Annotated in this window: 18 protein-coding genes; 13 read left to right on the top strand and 5 right to left on the bottom strand. The window is 54.7% G+C overall.

Annotated elements, in window-relative coordinates; all coding sequences use genetic code 11:
• The first annotated feature begins 45 nt into the window (after positions 1-45).
• Genes sapA through sapF form a run of 5 tightly spaced genes read left to right on the top strand, consistent with a single transcriptional unit; the run spans position 46 to position 5,325 of the window.
• Positions 46-1,686 carry an ABC transporter substrate-binding protein SapA gene (gene sapA, locus AC4OVS_RS10170; RefSeq protein WP_491922357.1) on the top strand — a complete coding sequence of 547 codons (1,641 nt, stop codon included), beginning with the start codon at positions 46-48 and terminating at the stop codon, positions 1,684-1,686.
• A complete protein-coding gene (sapB, locus tag AC4OVS_RS10165) occupies positions 1,683-2,648 on the top strand; it encodes a putrescine export ABC transporter permease SapB (RefSeq protein ID WP_022648308.1) in 966 nt (321 codons plus the stop codon). Before sapA ends, sapB begins: the two co-directional genes overlap by 4 nt.
• On the top strand, positions 2,635-3,525 hold the full coding sequence (sapC, locus tag AC4OVS_RS10160) for a putrescine export ABC transporter permease SapC (RefSeq protein WP_003856843.1): 891 nt from the start codon (positions 2,635-2,637) through the stop codon (positions 3,523-3,525). The genes sapB and sapC overlap by 14 nt, the downstream gene beginning before the upstream one ends.
• Positions 3,525-4,517 carry a putrescine export ABC transporter ATP-binding protein SapD gene (sapD, locus tag AC4OVS_RS10155; RefSeq protein WP_003856840.1) on the top strand — a complete coding sequence of 331 codons (993 nt, stop codon included), beginning with the start codon at positions 3,525-3,527 and terminating at the stop codon, positions 4,515-4,517. Before sapC ends, sapD begins: the two co-directional genes overlap by 1 nt.
• Before the next feature lies 1 nt (position 4,518).
• Positions 4,519-5,325 carry a putrescine export ABC transporter ATP-binding protein SapF gene (gene sapF, locus AC4OVS_RS10150; RefSeq protein WP_003856838.1) on the top strand — a complete coding sequence of 269 codons (807 nt, stop codon included), beginning with the start codon at positions 4,519-4,521 and terminating at the stop codon, positions 5,323-5,325.
• Here sapF and AC4OVS_RS10145 read toward each other — a convergent pair.
• Entirely contained in the window at positions 5,322-5,912 is a 591-nt protein-coding gene (locus tag AC4OVS_RS10145; RefSeq protein ID WP_491922356.1) for a TetR/AcrR family transcriptional regulator, read from the bottom strand. The genes sapF and AC4OVS_RS10145 overlap by 4 nt on opposite strands.
• 133 nt (positions 5,913-6,045) lie before the next feature.
• On the opposite strand from AC4OVS_RS10145, the gene AC4OVS_RS10140 reads away from it, so the two are divergent.
• From AC4OVS_RS10140 to pdeR, 5 genes are all read left to right on the top strand, one after another.
• Positions 6,046-6,447, top strand: a complete 402-nt coding sequence (locus AC4OVS_RS10140; protein ID WP_038416155.1) for a RidA family protein — start codon at positions 6,046-6,048, stop codon at positions 6,445-6,447.
• 281 nt (positions 6,448-6,728) lie between these two features.
• Positions 6,729-7,517 (top strand): enoyl-ACP reductase FabI, encoded by a 789-nt coding sequence (gene fabI, locus AC4OVS_RS10135; protein WP_003856831.1) that lies wholly within the window; start codon positions 6,729-6,731, stop codon positions 7,515-7,517.
• Positions 7,518-7,670: 153 nt separating this feature from the next.
• Positions 7,671-8,657 carry an oxidoreductase gene (locus AC4OVS_RS10130; RefSeq protein ID WP_069596640.1) on the top strand — a complete coding sequence of 329 codons (987 nt, stop codon included), beginning with the start codon at positions 7,671-7,673 and terminating at the stop codon, positions 8,655-8,657.
• Positions 8,658-8,745: 88 nt separating this feature from the next.
• On the top strand, positions 8,746-10,680 hold the full coding sequence (locus AC4OVS_RS10125) for an exoribonuclease II (RefSeq protein WP_491922355.1): 1,935 nt from the start codon (positions 8,746-8,748) through the stop codon (positions 10,678-10,680).
• A 206-nt stretch (positions 10,681-10,886) separates the two neighbouring features.
• Complete coding sequence (gene pdeR / locus AC4OVS_RS10120) at positions 10,887-12,875, top strand: cyclic di-GMP phosphodiesterase (RefSeq protein WP_032624132.1); 1,989 nt, start codon at positions 10,887-10,889, stop codon at positions 12,873-12,875.
• Here pdeR and AC4OVS_RS10115 read toward each other — a convergent pair.
• A complete protein-coding gene (locus AC4OVS_RS10115) occupies positions 12,872-13,741 on the bottom strand; it encodes a crotonase/enoyl-CoA hydratase family protein (protein WP_022648314.1) in 870 nt (289 codons plus the stop codon). The two genes, pdeR and AC4OVS_RS10115, sit on opposite strands and share 4 nt — an antisense overlap.
• A gap of 191 nt (positions 13,742-13,932) precedes the next feature.
• On the opposite strand from AC4OVS_RS10115, the gene AC4OVS_RS10110 reads away from it, so the two are divergent.
• The 3 genes from AC4OVS_RS10110 to osmB all read left to right on the top strand — a co-directional run bounded on the left by AC4OVS_RS10110 (position 13,933) and on the right by osmB (position 15,386).
• Positions 13,933-14,115, top strand: coding sequence for a YciZ family protein (locus AC4OVS_RS10110; RefSeq protein WP_022648315.1), 183 nt, complete (start codon positions 13,933-13,935; stop codon positions 14,113-14,115).
• Positions 14,116-14,152: 37 nt separating this feature from the next.
• Positions 14,153-14,905: a DNA-binding transcriptional regulator YciT gene (gene yciT / locus AC4OVS_RS10105; RefSeq protein WP_126502867.1), complete on the top strand. Its 753-nt coding sequence runs from the start codon at positions 14,153-14,155 to the stop codon at positions 14,903-14,905.
• A 262-nt stretch (positions 14,906-15,167) separates the two neighbouring features.
• On the top strand, positions 15,168-15,386 hold the full coding sequence (osmB, locus tag AC4OVS_RS10100) for an osmotically-inducible lipoprotein OsmB (RefSeq protein WP_003856823.1): 219 nt from the start codon (positions 15,168-15,170) through the stop codon (positions 15,384-15,386).
• Positions 15,387-15,490: 104 nt separating this feature from the next.
• Here the strand turns inward: osmB and yciH are convergent, their stop codons facing one another.
• The 3 genes from yciH to lapB form a co-directional block, all read right to left on the bottom strand.
• Positions 15,491-15,817 carry a stress response translation initiation inhibitor YciH gene (yciH, locus tag AC4OVS_RS10095; protein ID WP_038416160.1) on the bottom strand — a complete coding sequence of 109 codons (327 nt, stop codon included), beginning with the start codon at positions 15,815-15,817 and terminating at the stop codon, positions 15,491-15,493.
• Positions 15,817-16,554 (bottom strand): orotidine-5'-phosphate decarboxylase, encoded by a 738-nt coding sequence (gene pyrF / locus AC4OVS_RS10090; protein WP_063841841.1) that lies wholly within the window; start codon positions 16,552-16,554, stop codon positions 15,817-15,819. The genes yciH and pyrF overlap by 1 nt, the downstream gene beginning before the upstream one ends.
• A gap of 184 nt (positions 16,555-16,738) precedes the next feature.
• Positions 16,739-17,908, bottom strand: a complete 1,170-nt coding sequence (gene lapB, locus AC4OVS_RS10085) for a lipopolysaccharide assembly protein LapB (RefSeq protein WP_003856819.1) — start codon at positions 17,906-17,908, stop codon at positions 16,739-16,741.

The following is a 17,908-nucleotide window of genomic DNA, read 5'->3' as shown; positions in this document are numbered from 1 at the left end:
AAGTGCGATACACTTTGCAGATCGAATCTAAAAACCTTAAAAACTATGCGCCTGGTTTTATCATCCCTGTTTGCACTCGGTCTGTTCAGCAATCTGGCCTTTGCTGCGCCCGATCGTACTGCGCCTCCTGATATTCGTGATAGTGGTTTCGTCTATTGCGTCAGCGGGCAAGTTGATACCTTTAACCCGCAAAAGGCGGGGAGCGGCGTGATTGTTGATACGCTGGCCGCACAGATTTACGATCGCCTGCTCGACGTCGATCCTTATACCTATCGGCTGGTTCCGGAGCTTGCTGAAAGTTGGGAAGTGCTTGATAACGGCGCCACGTACCGCTTCCGTCTACGCGATGATGTGGCTTTTCAGCACACCCCGTGGTTTACCCCAACCCGCAAGCTCAACGCGGATGACGTGGTTTTCACCTTCCAGCGCATCTTTAACCGCAACCATCCGTGGCATAACGTCAACGGCGGAAACTTCCCCTACTTCGACAGTCTGCAATTCGCGGACACGGTCAAAAGCGTTCGTAAGCTGGATAACCGCACGGTTGAGTTTCGCCTGACGCGCCCGGACGCCTCCTTCCTCTGGCACCTGGCGACGCACTACGCGTCCGTCATGTCAGCCGAATACGCGGATCAGCTGACGAAAAAGGATCGTCAGGAACGTCTCGATCGTGAGCCTGTGGGCACAGGACCCTTCCAGTTAGCTGAGTACCGCGCCGGACAATACATTCGCCTGCAACGACACGATCATTTCTGGCGCGGCAAACCGCTGATGCCGCAGGTTATTGTTGATCTGGGTTCAGGTGGAACAGGCCGCCTCTCCAAACTGCTGACCGGTGAGTGCGACGTCCTTGCGTGGCCTGCGGCCAGCCAGTTGACTATTTTGCGCGACGACCCCCGCCTGCGCCTGACCCTACGCCCGGGAATGAACATCGCCTATCTGGCGTTTAACACCGATAAGCCACCGCTGAATAATCCGGCCGTGCGCCATGCGCTGGCGTTAGCGATCAACAATCAGCGTCTGATGCAGTCGATTTATTACGGCACCGCGGAAACCGCCGCCTCAATTCTGCCCCGCGCCTCCTGGGCCTATGACGGCGAGGCGAAGATCACGGAATATAATCCGGCGAAAGCGCGCGAACAGCTTAAAGCACTGGGGGCAGAAAACCTGACGCTTCAGCTATGGGTACCCACCAGCTCTCAGGCGTGGAACCCTAGCCCGCTGAAAACCGCCGAACTGTTGCAGGCAGATATGGCCCAGGTGGGCGTGAAGGTGAACATCGTTCCTGTCGAAGGCCGTTTCCAGGAGGCGCGTCTGATGGACATGAATCACGACTTAACGCTGGCTGGCTGGTCTACCGACAGTAACGACCCGGACAGCTTCTTCCGTCCGCTGCTGAGCTGTGCGGCGATCAACTCCCAGACCAACTACGCGCACTGGTGTAACCGGGAATTTGATGCTGTGCTGCAAAAAGCCCTCTCATCTCAACAGCTTGCTTCACGCATTGAGGCCTACGATGAAGCGCAAAATATTCTGGCCAGAGAGCTTCCCGTGTTGCCGCTTGCCTCTTCCCTGCGCCTTCAGGCCTACCGTTACGATATAAAAGGGCTGGTACTCAGCCCGTTTGGTAACGCCTCCTTCGCGGGCGTGACTCGTGAGAAAGAACAAGAGGTGAAAAAACCATGATTATATTTACCTTGCGGCGGCTGCTGTTACTGCTGGTCACCCTGTTCTTCCTGACCTTTGTCGGCTTTAGCCTTAGCTACTTTACGCCGCACGCCCCGCTTCAGGGCTCATCCCTCTGGGACGCCTGGCTGTTCTGGTTTAACGGCCTGTTGCACTGGGATTTTGGCGTGTCCAGCATCAACGGACAGCTCATCTCTGAGCAGCTGAAGATGGTTTTCCCGGCCACCATGGAGCTGTGTATACTCGCCTTTGGCTTTGCCCTCATGGTGGGGATCCCGGTGGGGATGCTGGCGGGAATTTATCGCAATAAATGGCAGGATAAATTCATCAGCGCGCTTGCCTTAATTGGCTTTTCCATCCCTGTTTTCTGGCTGGCGCTGCTGCTTACCCTCTTCTTCTCACTGACGTTAGGCTGGCTTCCGGTGTCTGGCCGTTTCGACCTGCTGTATAACGTGCAAACGGTGAGCGGCTTCGCCATCGTTGACGCCTGGCTTTCCGATTCAGTCTGGCGCGACGAAATGATCGTGAGCGCCCTGCGCCATATGGTGCTGCCAGTGCTCACGCTGGCCGTCGCACCGACGACCGAAGTGATCCGCCTGATGCGCATCAGCACTATCGAAGTCTTCGATCAAAACTATGTGAAAGCCGCCGCCACACGCGGACTGTCTCGCCTGACGATTCTACGTCGCCATGTGCTGCACAATGCGTTGCCGCCGGTAATCCCACGGCTTGGGCTGCAATTCTCAACCATGCTGACGCTGGCGATGATCACCGAGATGGTTTTCAGCTGGCCGGGCCTTGGACGCTGGATGATCAACGCCATTCGCCAGCAGGATTACGCTGCGATCTCCGCCGGAGTGATGGTGATTGGCTCGCTGGTTATTATTGTTAACGTTGTTTCCGATATTTTGGGTGCCATGGCCAACCCGTTGAAGCATAAGGAATGGTATGCCTTACGATAACGTCTACAGCGAAAAGCGCACGCCTGGTGCGCTACGCACCGTGTGGCGTAATTTCTACGGCGACACCACGGCGATGATCGGCTTTTACGGCTGCATTGGCCTCGTGTTGCTGTGTGTTTTGGGTTCGTGGTTTGCGCCGTATGGCATCGATCAGCAGTTCCTTGGTTATCAGCTTTTACCGCCATCGTGGTCGCGTTACGGGGAGGTTTCGTTCTTCCTGGGGACTGATGATCTCGGACGCGACGTGCTAAGTCGTTTACTGAGCGGCGCCGCACCTACGGTAGGCGGCGCGTTCGTGGTCACCCTGGCCGCCGCGATATGCGGCCTTGCGCTGGGCATTTTTGCCGGCTCAACCCACGGGCTGCGGTCTGCCGTGCTTAATCATATTCTTGATACCTTGCTCTCGATTCCTTCGCTGTTGCTGGCGATTATCGTCGTGGCCTTCGCGGGGCCGCACCTCACACATGCGATGTTCGCCGTCTGGCTGGCCATTCTGCCCCGCATGGTGCGATCGGTTTACAGCCTGGTTCACGACGAACTGGAGAAAGAGTATGTCGTCGCCGCCCGTCTGGACGGTGCCACCACGTTTAATATTTTGTGGTTTGCCGTGCTGCCTAACATTGCCGCCGGGCTGGTGACGGAGATCACCCGCGCCCTGTCGATGGCGATTCTTGATATCGCAGCGCTGGGCTTCCTGGACCTGGGCGCGCAGCTCCCCTCCCCGGAATGGGGCGCAATGCTCGGCGATGCTCTGGAGCTGATTTACGTCGCGCCGTGGACGGTCATGCTGCCGGGCGCGGCCATCATGGTGAGCGTTCTGCTCGTTAACCTGCTTGGCGACGGGATCCGCCGCGCAATCAATGCGGGGGTGCAATAATGCCGTTACTTGATATCCGCAACCTCACGATCGAAATTAAAACGGGCGAAGGCTGGGTTAAAGCGGTGGATCGCATCAGTATTACGCTCGCAGAGGGCGAAATACGCGGGCTGGTGGGCGAATCGGGTTCCGGTAAGAGTCTAATCGCCAAAGCCATTTGCGGCGTGGCGAAGGACAACTGGCGGGTGACCGCCGACCGTATGCGTTTCGACGACATCGATCTGTTGCGTCTCTCCCCGCGCGAACGCCGTAAACTGGTGGGCCATAACGTCTCGATGATTTTTCAGGAGCCGCAATCCTGTCTCGATCCGTCCGAGCGCGTCGGGAAACAGCTGATGCAGAATATCCCCGGCTGGACCTATAAAGGCCGCTGGTGGCAGCGTTTCGGCTGGCGTAAACGCCGTGCCATTGAGCTATTGCACCGTGTGGGGATCAAAGACCATAAAGACGCGATGCGCAGTTTCCCCTACGAACTGACCGACGGTGAATGCCAGAAAGTGATGATTGCTATCGCCCTGGCCAATCAGCCGCGTCTGCTGATTGCGGACGAACCGACGAACGCGATGGAGCCAACGACTCAGGCGCAGATTTTCCGCCTGCTCACGCGTCTGAACCAGAATAACAACACCACCATTTTGCTGATCAGCCACGACCTGCAAATGTTGAGCAAGTGGGCGGATAAAATTGACGTGATGTATTGCGGACAAACGGTAGAAACCGCGCCAAGTGAAGACCTGGTGACGACGCCGCATCATCCCTACACGCAGGCGCTGATCAGGGCGATCCCTGATTTCGGCAGCGCAATGCCACACAAGAGCCGTCTGAATACTCTGCCTGGCGCGATTCCGCTGCTGGAATCGCTGCCCATTGGCTGCCGTCTGGGTCCGCGTTGCCCGTATGCTCAGCGTAAATGCATTGAAACACCGCGCCTGACAGGGCCGAAAAATCATCTGTTTGCCTGTCATTTCCCGCTGAACATGGAGAGAGAGTGAAATGGTCGAAACCTTACTGGAAGTGCGTAACCTGAGTAAGACCTTTCGCTATCGCACCGGCCTGTTTCACCGTCAGACCGTCGAGGCGGTTAAACCGCTGAGCTTTACGCTGCGCGAAAAGCAGACGCTGGCGATTATCGGTGAAAACGGCTCGGGCAAATCGACCCTGGCAAAAATGCTCGCGGGTATGGTTGAGCCAAGCGGCGGTGAAATACTGATTGACGATCATCCTCTGGAATTTGGTGACTACTCTTTCCGCAGCCAGCGCATTCGGATGATTTTTCAGGATCCGTCAACGTCCCTCAACCCGCGCCAGCGTATTTCGCAGATCCTGGATTTCCCGCTGCGGTTGAATACCGACCTGGAGCCGGAAGCGCGTCGCAAACGGATTGTCGAAACCCTGCGTCTGGTAGGTCTCCTGCCCGACCATGTCAGCTATTACCCCCACATGCTGGCTCCGGGCCAAAAACAGCGTCTCGGACTGGCCCGCGCGCTGATCCTGCGCCCGAAGGTCATTATCGCCGACGAAGCGCTGGCGTCGCTGGACATGTCGATGCGTTCGCAACTCATCAACCTGATGCTGGAGCTACAGGAAAAGCAGGGGATATCGTATATCTACGTGACTCAGCACCTGGGCATGATGAAGCACATCAGCGATCAGGTGCTGGTGATGCACCAGGGTGAAGTCGTTGAGCGCGGCAGTACCGCTGACGTGCTGGCCTCCCCGCTCCACGACCTGACAAAACGCCTGATTGCCGGACACTTTGGTGAAGCATTGACGGCCGATGCGTGGCGGAAAGATCGTTAGCCGTTGCGTAACCCGCTTGCCAGCAGAGTAAACACCTCGATGGCATGCGGCAGCGTCTTCTGCGGCTCATCACTCGCGGCAATCATCGAGGCAGCATTCAGCGCAACGCCGTTCAACAGATGGGCTGCGACTTTCGCATCCATTTTTTTAAGCACGTTGCGTTCGATTAATTTTTCGATGGTCTGGCGGGTCGACTCAAGACAGCTGTTCTGGCTGGGCCATTGCGCCGGATCGCCCAGAACGGCCGGACCGTCAAGAAGCACGATACGCTGAACTTCCGGAACGAGCGCCATGTTGATGTAGGCGATGCCTTCCGCCAGCAGTCTCTCCCAATCATCGTCTGTGGCCGCGGCAACGGCTTTCGCGTTGCCCGCCATTTCGCTGTCTATCTGCGCGACCACCGCCGCCAGTAACCCTTTCTTATCTCTGAAATTATGATACAGCGCACCGCGCGTTAACCCCACGCTTGCCGTCAGTTCATCCATCGACGCTGCAGCAAAGCCTTTCTCAGCAAACGCCTTTCGCGCCGCATGAATCATTTTTTCGCGATTTTCCTGAGCTGTTTCAGCACGACGTTTTGTAGCCATAGAACTTCCTATAAAAGCGATATTTTTAATTTGACATACGCGGCGTATGTGAATTACATTTTTTTCACATACATTGCGTATGTTACTTCTCTTAAGTAACCACAACAACGCCTCTGACAGAAAAGGAAATGCCATGCATCCACGTAATCCTGTCTTCCCTGCCAATCGACATGCCCTTTATGATGAGCATGGCTATTCGGCTGCCATTCGCTCTGGCGATCTGTTATTTGTTTCCGGTCAGGTCGGCAGCCGCAGCGATGGCACGCCTGAACCTGATTTCGCCGCTCAGGTGCAGTTGGCATTCGATAATTTACACGCGACTTTGGCCGCCGCAGGATGCACTTTTGACGATCTGATTGATGTCACGACGTTTCATACCGATCCAGAAAACCAGTTCCCTGTCATCATGGAGGTGAAAAAACTGGCGTTTCCGCAGCCACCTTACCCAAACTGGACGGCTATCGGCGTTAACTGGCTGGCCGGATTTGATTTTGAAATTAAGGTTATTGCCCGAATCCCCTCGCCAGCGAATTAATATCCGGCCGTCTTAGCGTGAAGCTTCTGGCCAACCTCTGGTTGGATGAGGCGAACCCAGCCCCCGGTGATATACTGCTGGAATACACACGAAATAGCCTGATAAAGAGTCAGTTCAACGTCTTTCGTGCGCCCAGTCACGGCACGTGAGCGAGAAATATCGTGACACAAGGGGCTGTGAGTGGGCTATAATTTCGAGCTAATTTCGAATGATTTTGAAATACTGCCTGTAACGCTATGAATTACAAGGCAAAATAAGCAATGAATATAAGGATTAAAGCTATGGGTTTTCTTTCCGGTAAGCGCATTCTGGTAACTGGCGTTGCCAGCAAACTGTCCATCGCATACGGCATCGCACAGGCTATGCATCGCGAAGGCGCTGAGCTGGCGTTCACCTACCAGAACGACAAGCTGAAAGGCCGTGTTGAAGAATTTGCCGCGCAGCTGGGTTCCAGCATTGTTCTGGAATGTGACGTTGCACAAGACGAAAGCATTGATGGCATGTTTGCTGAACTGGCTAAAGCATGGCCGAAATTCGACGGTTTCGTTCACTCCATCGGCTTCGCTCCGGGCGATCAGCTGGACGGCGACTACGTGAACGCGGTTACCCGTGATGGCTTCAAAATCGCCCATGACATCAGCTCCTACAGCTTCGTTGCGATGGCAAAATCCTGCCGCGCGATGCTGAACCCGGGCGCAGCCCTGCTGACCCTGTCCTACCTGGGCGCAGAACGCGCTATCCCTAACTACAACGTTATGGGTCTGGCGAAAGCATCTCTGGAAGCCAACGTGCGCTATATGGCGAACGCAATGGGTCCTGAAGGCGTGCGTGTTAACGCAATTTCTGCGGGTCCAATCCGTACTCTGGCCGCTTCCGGTATCAAAGATTTCCGTAAAATGCTGGCACATTGCGAAGCGGTTACCCCGATTCGTCGTACCGTTACCATCGAAGATGTGGGTAACTCTGCGGCATTCCTGTGCTCTGACCTTTCCGCGGGTATCTCCGGCGAAGTGGTTCACGTGGACGGCGGCTTCAACATCGCTGCCATGAACGAGCTGGAAATCAAATAAGTCTGTTACTCTCTTCCCGACTGGGAAGAGAGTTTTCTCCCCTCCCCGCACTTCGTTATTCCGTTCTGCTATTTGTTATCACCTAACAATATTTTTCCCCTCATCCGCCTTACGCCAGGATATTGATCGCCATTTTGAGATCAAGGAACGCCCATGGAACAACGCCGTTTTTCCGGCAAAGGCCACTGGTATCACGAAACCCAGTCGAATCATTCGCAGACGGACGTTCTGCCGCTGGTGCCTGAAGCCGCTAACGTCGACGATCGTTTTTTGCTCGATTTAGCCCTGCCTGACGACATTGCCGCAAGCTGTTGTGGGTGGCTTACGCCAGCCCGAACCTTGTGCCGCCTCTTATTCCCGCTCGATACTCCCGTAAACCGTCTGCACACGCTTAGCGCCTACGACAGACTGAGCACGGCGTTGACGGTTTCCCAGGCGTGTGGCGTCCAGCGGCTCTGTAACCACTACGCGGCGCTCCTCGCCCCCCTTCCGGGCCCCGACTCTTCCCGGGAAAGCAATCGACGCCTTGCAGAAATCACTCAGTATGCCCGCCAGCTGGCGAGCTCCCCGGACGTCATTGACGATAAAGCGCAAACCCAGCTTGATGAGGTGGGACTGACAACGTATGACATTGTGCTTATCAACCAGATCATCGGCTTTACTGGTTTTCAGGCGCGGGCGGTTGCAGTGTTTCAGGCGCTGCTTGGCCATCCGGTACGCTGGCTACCGGGACACCACATTCAGCCCCATACACTACCGCTGAGCTTTACCCGATGGACAGCCACCCAGCCCGTAGTCGAACTAAAATATGCCAGTGCGGTTCAACTTGAGGCGCTCTCACGCTGGCAGGCCGAACCTGCGCTTTCAGCGCTCACGCCGGTTCTCTGCCATGAGCCGATGCTGCTGAATCTGACGGGCGAGATACTGGTTAACCACCCACAAAGCGAAGCCCAGCCATCTGCATTGCTCTCAGCCGCCCATACGCTGCTGCTTACGTCTCCCGATCGTTTTAGCGCCGCCCAGTTAACGCCTCTCACGGAGGCCGGTATCCCACCGGGCAAGGCAATTAACCTGTTAACCCACGGCGCTTTTAATGGCTGGCTGGACCGTCTTCGCGTGGCGCTTGGCAAAGAGGAATAACCACACGCTTTACCTAAAGAGCGCTTGCTGTAGCAGTGAGAATCGCGTAAAACTGTCAGCCGCTCAATGGCTACGAAAATAGAACATTATGTTTCAGGACAACCCGCTGCTAGCGCAGCTTAAACAGCAACTACATTCCCAGACGCCCCGTGCAGAAGGGGTCGTAAAAGCCACGGAAAAGGGCTTTGGCTTTCTTGAAGTTGACGGACAGAAGAGCTACTTCATTCCGCCTCCTCAGATGAAGAAAGTGATGCATGGCGACCGCATTTCGGCCGTTATTCATACCGAAAAGGAACGAGAGTCTGCCGAGCCGGAAGCACTGATCGAACCTTTCCTGACCCGCTTTGTCGGGAAAGTGCATAAAAAAGACGATCGTCTTTCTATCGTACCGGATCATCCTCTCCTGAAAGATGCCATCCCTTGCCGCGCTGCGCGTGGCGTTGAGCATGACTTTGTCGAGGGTGACTGGGCGGTTGCCGAAATGCGCCGTCATCCTTTAAAAGGCGATCGCGGTTTCTACGCCGAGCTGACCCAGTTCATCACCTTTGGCGACGACCATTTCGTCCCATGGTGGGTGACGCTGGCGCGCCACAACCTCGAAAAAGAAGCGCCGGATGGCGTAGCGACCAAAATGCAGGACGAAGGTCTTGAGCGTCGCGATCTGACAGCGCTGGACTTTGTCACCATCGACAGCGCCAGCACCGAGGATATGGACGATGCGCTGTATGCCGAAGAGGCAGCGGATGGCAAAATGCATCTGACCGTCGCCATCGCCGACCCTACCGCATGGATTGTCGAAGGCAGCAAGCTGGACGAAATGGCCAAAGTGCGTTCGTTCACCAACTACCTGCCGGGCTTCAACATCCCGATGCTGCCGCGCGAGCTTTCCGACGATCTCTGCTCCCTGCGTCCCCATGAAGTGCGTCCGGTACTGGCCTGCCGCATGACCATCGCGGCTGACGGTACCATTGAAGAAGATATCGAATTCTTCGCCGCCACTATCGAATCCAAAGCTAAACTGGCTTATGACAACGTGTCCGACTGGCTGGAAAATACCGGCAGCTGGAAGCCTGAATCCGATAATATCGCTGCGCAAATTCGTCTGCTGCATCGCGTCTGCCAGAGCCGCAGTGAGTGGCGCCAGACCCACGCGCTGGTATTTAAGGACCGCCCGGACTACCGCTTTGTGCTGGGGGAAAAAGGCGAAGTGCTCAATATCGTCGCCGAGCCACGCCGTATTGCCAACCGTATCGTTGAAGAAGCGATGATCTCCGCCAACATTTGCGCCGCACGCGTGCTGCGCGACAAGTTAGGCTTTGGCATTTACAACGTGCACACCGGCTTTGACCCGGCTAACACCGAAGCGCTGGCCGTCCTGCTCAAAACCCATGACGTCCACGTCGATCCGGAAGAGGTGCTGACCCTGCCAGGCTTCTGCAAGCTGCGCCGCGAGCTGGACGCACAGCCGTCAGGTTTCCTTGACAGCCGCATTCGCCGCTTCCAGTCCTTTGCGGAAATCAGCACGGAGCCAGGCCCGCACTTCGGTCTCGGTCTTGAGGCTTACGCCACCTGGACCTCCCCGATCCGTAAGTACGGCGACATGGTTAACCATCGTCTGCTGAAAGCGATCATCAAAGGGGAATCTGTTGCCCGCCCACAGGATGAGACTACGTTGCAGATGGCAGAGCGTCGCCGTCTGAACCGTATGGCGGAGCGTGATGTCGGCGACTGGTTGTACGCGCGTTTCCTGAATGATAAGGCAGGGACTGACACCCGTTTCCCGGCTGAAATCATTGACATCAGCCGCGGCGGTATGCGCGTGCGTCTGGTGGATAATGGCGCCGTTGCCTTTATTCCTGCCCCGTTCCTGCATGCCGTTCGCGACGAACTGGTTTGTAGCCAGGAAAACGGGACCGTGCAAATTAAAGGCGAAACGGTTTACAAAGTCACTGACGTGATTGATGTAAACATCGCTGAAGTCCGCATGGAAACCCGCAGCATTATCGCGCGCCCTGTCGCCTGATAACCGCGTAGACTCCCGGCCGTTCCGTTCAGGGATGGCCGGGAGTTCTCCCCAGTATTATCTCTCGCAAAATCATCGTTTTTTCTCACACTTTTCTGTTTCCTACCGCCACATTTCGCCAGAATTATCTACAGTAAAAAGAGCCGTCATAGTCGACTGCAAATGAATAATTTGTGCGCTACTCAGCAGCCGCGGGAGAAAACGGGATGGACGATCTGGAGCAGAATTTGCTGTTTCGTTACATGGGTACGCATAGCCCCTGGTGGCGACTAACAGCAGACAGCAATGCTCTGCATCTTGCTGCCAGTGAAAGCGCTGACATCGTTCAGGTGGTTGCGCTGGACGATGAGCAGGCTGCTCTGATTCGCCAGCTCACCGTTATCACCGCCAGCATTGCCATGACCCTTCCCTTGTATGGTTTGGACGTTCCCGTCCATCTTGTCGGTCGTAAAATTAACAAAAATGAGTGGGCGGGAACGGCATCAGCATGGAACGACACGCCTTCCGTGGCGCGCGATCTGGCGCAGGGACTCTCCTTCGCCGAACAGGTGGTGTCCGAAGCTAACTCCGTAATTGTCATCCTCGACCAGAACGGGAATATTCAGCGCTTCAACCGTTTAAGTGAAGAATATACGGGCCTGAAGGAACAGGAAGTCATCGGGCAAAACGTGTTTAAACTGTTCATGAGCCGCAGCGAAGCCGCGGCCTCAAAACGCAACATCACCGGTTTTTTTCGTAACGGCAGCTCCTACGAAGTCGAACGCTGGATCAAGACCCGCAAGGGGCAACGCCTGTTTCTCTTCAGAAATAAATTCGTTCACAGCGGCAGCGGGAAAAATGAAATTTTCCTCATCTGTTCGGGTACCGACATCACGGAAGAGCGTCGGGCCCAGGAGCGCCTGCGCGTTCTCGCCAATACGGATACGATTACCGGTTTGCCTAACCGAAATGCCATCCATGAGCTGATCTCCGACGCCATCACCTCCCGGGGTGAAACGCAGGTGGGCGTGGTTTATCTCGATCTGGATAACTTTAAAAAAGTGAACGATGCCTATGGGCATATGTTTGGCGACCAGCTGCTACAGGCCGTTGCGCTGGCGATCCTGAGTTGCCTGGACGACGGACAAACCCTGGCGCGCCTGGGTGGGGATGAGTTTATCGTGATGGCCACCGATACCTCGCAGGGCGCTCTGGAAGCTATGGCGTCGCGCATTCTGACCCGACTGCGGCAGCCTTTCCGCATCGGGCTGATAGAGGTTTACACTGGCTGCTCGCTTGGTATCGCGCTTGCGCCCCAGCACGGTAACGATCGGGAAAGCGTCATTCGCAATGCCGACACCGCCATGTACACCGCCAAGGAAAATGGCCGGGGTAAATTCTGCGTCTTCTCGCCAGAGATGAACCAGCGCGTATTTGAATATCTGTGGCTGGATACCAACCTGCGTAAAGCGCTGGATAACGATCAGCTGTTAATTCACTACCAGCCAAAAATGACCTGGCGCGGCGAAGTCAGAAGTCTGGAGGCGCTGGTGCGCTGGCAGTCACCAGAGCGTGGCCTGATCCCGCCGATGGAATTTATCTCCTATGCAGAAGAGTCAGGGCTGATAGTGCCCCTTGGCCGCTGGGTTATGCTCGATGTGGTGCGCCAGGTGGCAAAATGGCGCGACAAAGGGATCAACCTGCGCGTCGCGGTCAACGTCTCCGCCCGTCAGCTGGCGGACCAGACCATCTTCAGTGACCTGAAGCAGGCGCTGAAAGACCTGAATTTTGAATACTGCCCGATTGACGTGGAATTGACCGAAAGCTGTCTCATCGAAAATGAAGAGCTGGCCCTGTCAGTGATCCAGCAATTTAGCCGCCTGGGGGCGCAAATTCACCTTGATGACTTTGGTACGGGGTACTCTTCCCTGTCGCAGCTGGCGCGCTTCCCTATCGACGCCATCAAGCTTGACCAGTCCTTCGTCCGGGATATCCATAAGCAGTCCATTTCACAGTCGCTCGTGCGCGCGATAGTCGCCGTGGCACAGGCGTTGAATCTGCAGGTCATTGCTGAAGGGGTGGAGAGTGCAAAAGAAGACGCCTTTCTGACGAAGAATGGCGTCAACGAACGGCAGGGTTATCTTTTTGCTAAGCCCATGCCCGCAGCCGCATTCGAGCGATGGCTAAAGCGCTATCAGGCCAGGAATGTCCGTTAGCTGGCTTTGCGTAAGCCCGTCGCCTGATGGCGATTTTGCAGCATAACCAGCCGCTCCATGTAGGCGATATCCTTCGGTTCAAGGCAGAAGGCGGCATCCACCCAATCCTCGGTAATGTCCATCAACTCGCTTCGCGGAAGTGGCAGAACACGCGTACGCGCGCGCAGCATGGCCCTTACGCCGTTCAGCTTCGGCTGTAGCGTGTCGATAAACGTCCGTACCGAAACATAGCTCTGTAACGGCTCGAATAAGAGATCCACCAGACCGTGCTGTTCATACCATTCCGCCGTATGCGACTCACCTTTATAGATCAGCGCCTCTGCCATTTTCATGCCGGCACGACGCGCCACCAGTGAATAACCGCCCATGCCCGGGAACAGATTGAACGCGATTTCCGGAAAGCCTAATCGGGCATCGCGCTGGGCCAGAATGAAATGATGCGCGAGCGCGGCTTCAAACCCGCCCCCTAACGCGCTTCCTTCCACCATCGCCAGCGTGACAGCACCGGTATCGAACCCTCGTGAGGCGGCATGAACGCAGTCCACACAGGCCCGGGCATAGGCGCGTAACGCTTCGCGTCGGTTGTTTTTGATGCACTCAACGAAGAATTGTAAATCACCGCCAGTATTGTAGATGTCAGGGACCAGCGATCCGGTGACCCAAAAATCAACGACATATCCGGACTGGCGAACCAGCCAGGAGAGATTCATGATCTCCTCGATCAGCGCATGATTGAAGCAAGGCCGTGGCGTGGCACGTAACATCATCCACACCGTGCGCCGTTCGGCCTCATAATAAGCCGCCAGTTGAGTGAATCGTTCAGCATCAGTAAACAATGTGCAGGTTGTCTGGTTGATAACTGTCATAGTCGAATTCCTCTTATAAAAAAGCGCGTTGCGCGCAGTTTTAGACTAATCCACCCCTACAACCCGCAGCATACAGGGGTTAAATTTGTCACTTTCATTTATGAACTTTGGTTATTGCATTTTTTACCTTCTCTTTTGAATCAATTTTCTGCATCATTGATAATATTAACTTTTCGCTTCAGGGTGAGCTTATGTCTAACATTGATGCAACAGCCGTGGCACAGCGTATTGATACTGTGCTGGATATTCTTGTCGCGGGCGATTATCACTCTGCTATCCGTAATCTTGAGATCCTCAAGTCTGAACTGCTGGCTGAGAACGGCACTGATAACGCATCAGAATCCACTCAACCAAAAGCCCCGTGGGAAGTGTAACCACGTCGTTTTCGCCCTTGCCTTTTAAATGGATGCTATGAATTCCCGACAACAAATCATTTTGCAGATGGTGATCGATCAGGGACGCGTAAGCGTAGTCGATCTCGCTAAAGCTACCGGCGTTTCTGAAGTCACCATTCGTCAGGATCTGAATCTTCTGGAAAAACAGAGCTACCTGCGGCGTGCGCACGGATATGCCGTTCCACTGGACAGCGACGACGTTGAAACCCGCATGATGAACAATTTTGCGCTCAAGCGGGAACTGGCGGAGTTTGCTGCATCCTTAGTGAATAACGGTGAGACCGTCTTTATTGAAAATGGCAGCAGTAACGCCCTTCTGGCGCGCACGCTTGCCGATCAAAAAGACGTTACCATCATTACCGTAAGCAGCTATATCGCCCATCTGTTGAAGGAAACTCGCTGCGAGGTCATTCTGCTGGGCGGCATTTACCAGAAGAAAAGCGAAAGCATGGTGGGGCCATTAACGCGTCAATATGTTCAGCAGGTTCACTTCAGTAAGGCATTCATTGGCATTGACGGCTGGCAGCCCGACACCGGCTTTACCGGTCGCGACATGATGCGTTCAGACGTGGTGAACGCCGTACTCGCCAAAGAGTGTGAAGCGATTGTGCTGACCGATAGCTCTAAGTTTGGCGCCGTACACCCTTATACGATGGGTCCGGCTTCGCGCTTCAGCCGTGTGATCACGGATGAGCGTTTACGCGAAGAATATCGCCAGCAATTAGAACAAGACGGCCTGACTGTCGATATTGTGAAAAAAACGGCCTGATTATCCTGCTGCGCCCGAATAATGGGCGCACTTAAACCTTTCTCTGAGAGTATTCCGACCCTTCCTTTAAGAGTTTTTACCTGTTGAAACTGTTCTAAACACGTAAAATTAATATTAGCGATATAACAGGAAGTGACTATCACCTGCGTGATGATGTAACGCCTGCGCGACCAGCTTTCACGGGAACAGAATTTAAGTATGGATATTGTCTATACTTAAAGTGCATTCCTTTCCGTGAATCGATAATTCAGGAGAAAGTATTATGACCTTTACCAGCAAAAAATTAGCCGCCGCTGTTCTGGCAATCACTGTAGCAATGTCTCTGAGCGCTTGCTCTAACTGGTCTAAACGTGACCGTAACACCGCGATTGGTGCCGGTGCTGGTGCGCTTGGTGGTGCAGTATTAACGGATGGTAGTACGCTGGGTACATTAGGTGGTGCTGCCGTAGGTGGTATTATCGGTCACCAGGTGGGCAAATAATCACCATAACGGCTCTCACCGGTATAATAATATATTTTGTATTTTCAGGTCTGACTTACGCACGTAAAAAAAAGAGCCACGGCAATGTCCGTGGCTCATTTATTTTAACCGCCCGCCAGTTTGACTTTCATACCTTTGGCTTCCAGGAGCGTTTTAATTAAATCCCGCTTATCGCCCTGAATCTCAATTATGCCGTCTTTTAGTGCCCCACCGCATCCGCACTTCTTTTTAAGCTCAGCGGCGAGCTTTACCAGCTCTGCATCATCCAGATCAATGCCGGTGACAAGGCAAACGCCTTTCCCTTTTCTGCCACTGGTCTGGCGCTGAATACGCACGATTCCATCGCCTTTCGGACGTTCAGCTTTCTCTTTTGGCTCTTCAATGCGCCCGGTATCTGTTGAATAGACCAGACGAGTGTTGGCATCACGCATTATGCCCCCTTTTTCAGTGATGCATTAATCGCTTTCAGAGTCTCTGCCGGATGAGCGGATTGCGTCACCGGGCGACCAATTACCATATAGTCTACCCCCGCGCTCAGCGCCTGCTCTGGCGTCATGATGCGTCGCTGATCCCCTGACTCGCTGCCTGCCGGACGGATACCTGGCGTCACCAGTTTAAATTCGCGGCCTAACTCAGATTTGAAGCGAACCGCCTCCTGAGCTGAACAGACCACGCCATCAAGCCCACACTGTTTCGTGAGGCGCGCCAGACGCTCCGCATGTTCGGCAGGTGACAACGTCACACCCAGGTCACGAAGGTCAGATTCATCCATACTGGTCAGCACGGTGACGGCGATAAGAAGCGGAGCGTCATTGCCAAACGGCACCAGCGCTTCGCGCGCAGCCGTCATCATACGTGCCCCACCGGAGGCATGAACGTTAACCATCCACACACCCAGTTCAGCCGCCGCAGCAACGGCGTGGGCAGTGGTATTCGGAATATCGTGGAATTTCAGGTCGAGGAAAACGTCGAAACCACGCTGGTGCAGATCGCGGACGATTTGCGGACCGAACAGCGTAAACATCTCTTTGCCTACTTTAAGACGGCAATCCCGGGGATCAATACCATCAACAAAGGCCAGTGCGGCGTCACGGTTATTGTAATCCAGAGCAACAACTACAGGAGAATCGGTAACTACGCGGGAAGTGGAGGAAGTAACAGACGTCATGACCAGCCCTTTTCGTCTATGGGCGCGCAGCGGCGCGGAACAGATAAACGGCGTGCATTCTACCTGCCCTCGGGGTAAATGAACAGAATCGAATGCTTTTCCTGTTGAACCACAGACCGCACGGTGCTGAAAGAAATAATGCACTCTTTAGTATGTTGTAACTAAAATGGAGTGTTTTAAAAAATCACTGCCCGTCCAGACCACGAATTGGCTTGATGGTGGACCAGGCCCGGCAGGAAGGGCAATGCCAGTAGAGCGAATAGGCGGTGAAGCCGCATTTCTGGCAGCGATAGCGCGGCTTGCTCCGCACCTGTTCACCGACCATGTCTCGCAGCACCATCAGGCTCTCTTTAGCGCGCCCTTCTTCTGCATCGTTAAGATGATAATCCATCAGCTTGTGGAAGACGCGCATCGTCGGATGGCGCTGCAACTGACGGGTAATGTATACCTGGGCGGTATCACTCCCTTCGTGCTCTTCGACGACATCCGACAGCATCAGCTCGGCTGTGGCGCCGGTGTTTTCTTCAACACAGCGGCGCAGGAATGCAACCCACTCATCCTGCTTACCTAACTGCTGATAGCAGGTTTGCAGCATTTCCAGCGTTTCGCTGACCAGCTCTTTGTCCTGATCGATAACGCGAAGCAGGCTTTCCACGGCTTTGGCGTAATCACCATTAGCCATAAAGACCCGCCCCATCATTATCGAGATGCGGGCGCTGTTGCGATCGGCCGCGGCGCCTTTTTTTAGCAATGCCATGGCCTTATCCATGTCATCGCTACCCATTTGCTGAAGGGCAAGCTCGCAGTAAAAATGGGCAATTTCGACGCGCTGTTTGTCTTTGCCGAGTTTGACCAGCCGTTCGGCGGTATCAATCGCTTTTTGCCAGTCGCTGGTTGCCTGGTAGATTTGCAGAAGTTGCTGAAGCGCACCGATACGGAAATCGGTCTCATCCACCAGCTGAGAGAACATATCTTCTGCACGATCGTACAGGCCCGCCGCCATGTAATCTCTGCCCAACTGCTGCACGGCCAGCAACCGTTGCTCATAGGTCAACGATGCGCTTTCCATCAGGGTCTGGTGGATACGGATGGCACGGTCAACCTCTCCGCGCGAGCGGAACAGGTTTCCCAGGGTGAGATGCGCCTCTACGGTGCCGGTATCCTCTTTGAGCATGTCGAGGAACAGATCGACCGCTTTATCCTGCTGATTGCTCAGCAGGAAGTTCACCCCCGCAACGTAGTCACGGGAGAGTCGGTTTGCTTCATCCTGTTTTGTTTGTTGCGCGCTTCTGCGGCCCATATACCAGCCATAGGCTGCGGCGACAGGCAAAAGCAGAAACAACAACTCCAGCAT

Source organism: Enterobacter sp. 4974935, from assembly GCF_058661735.1.
Note: the sequence above shows the minus strand (reverse complement) of the source record. Positions and strands in the feature narration are given on the sequence as shown.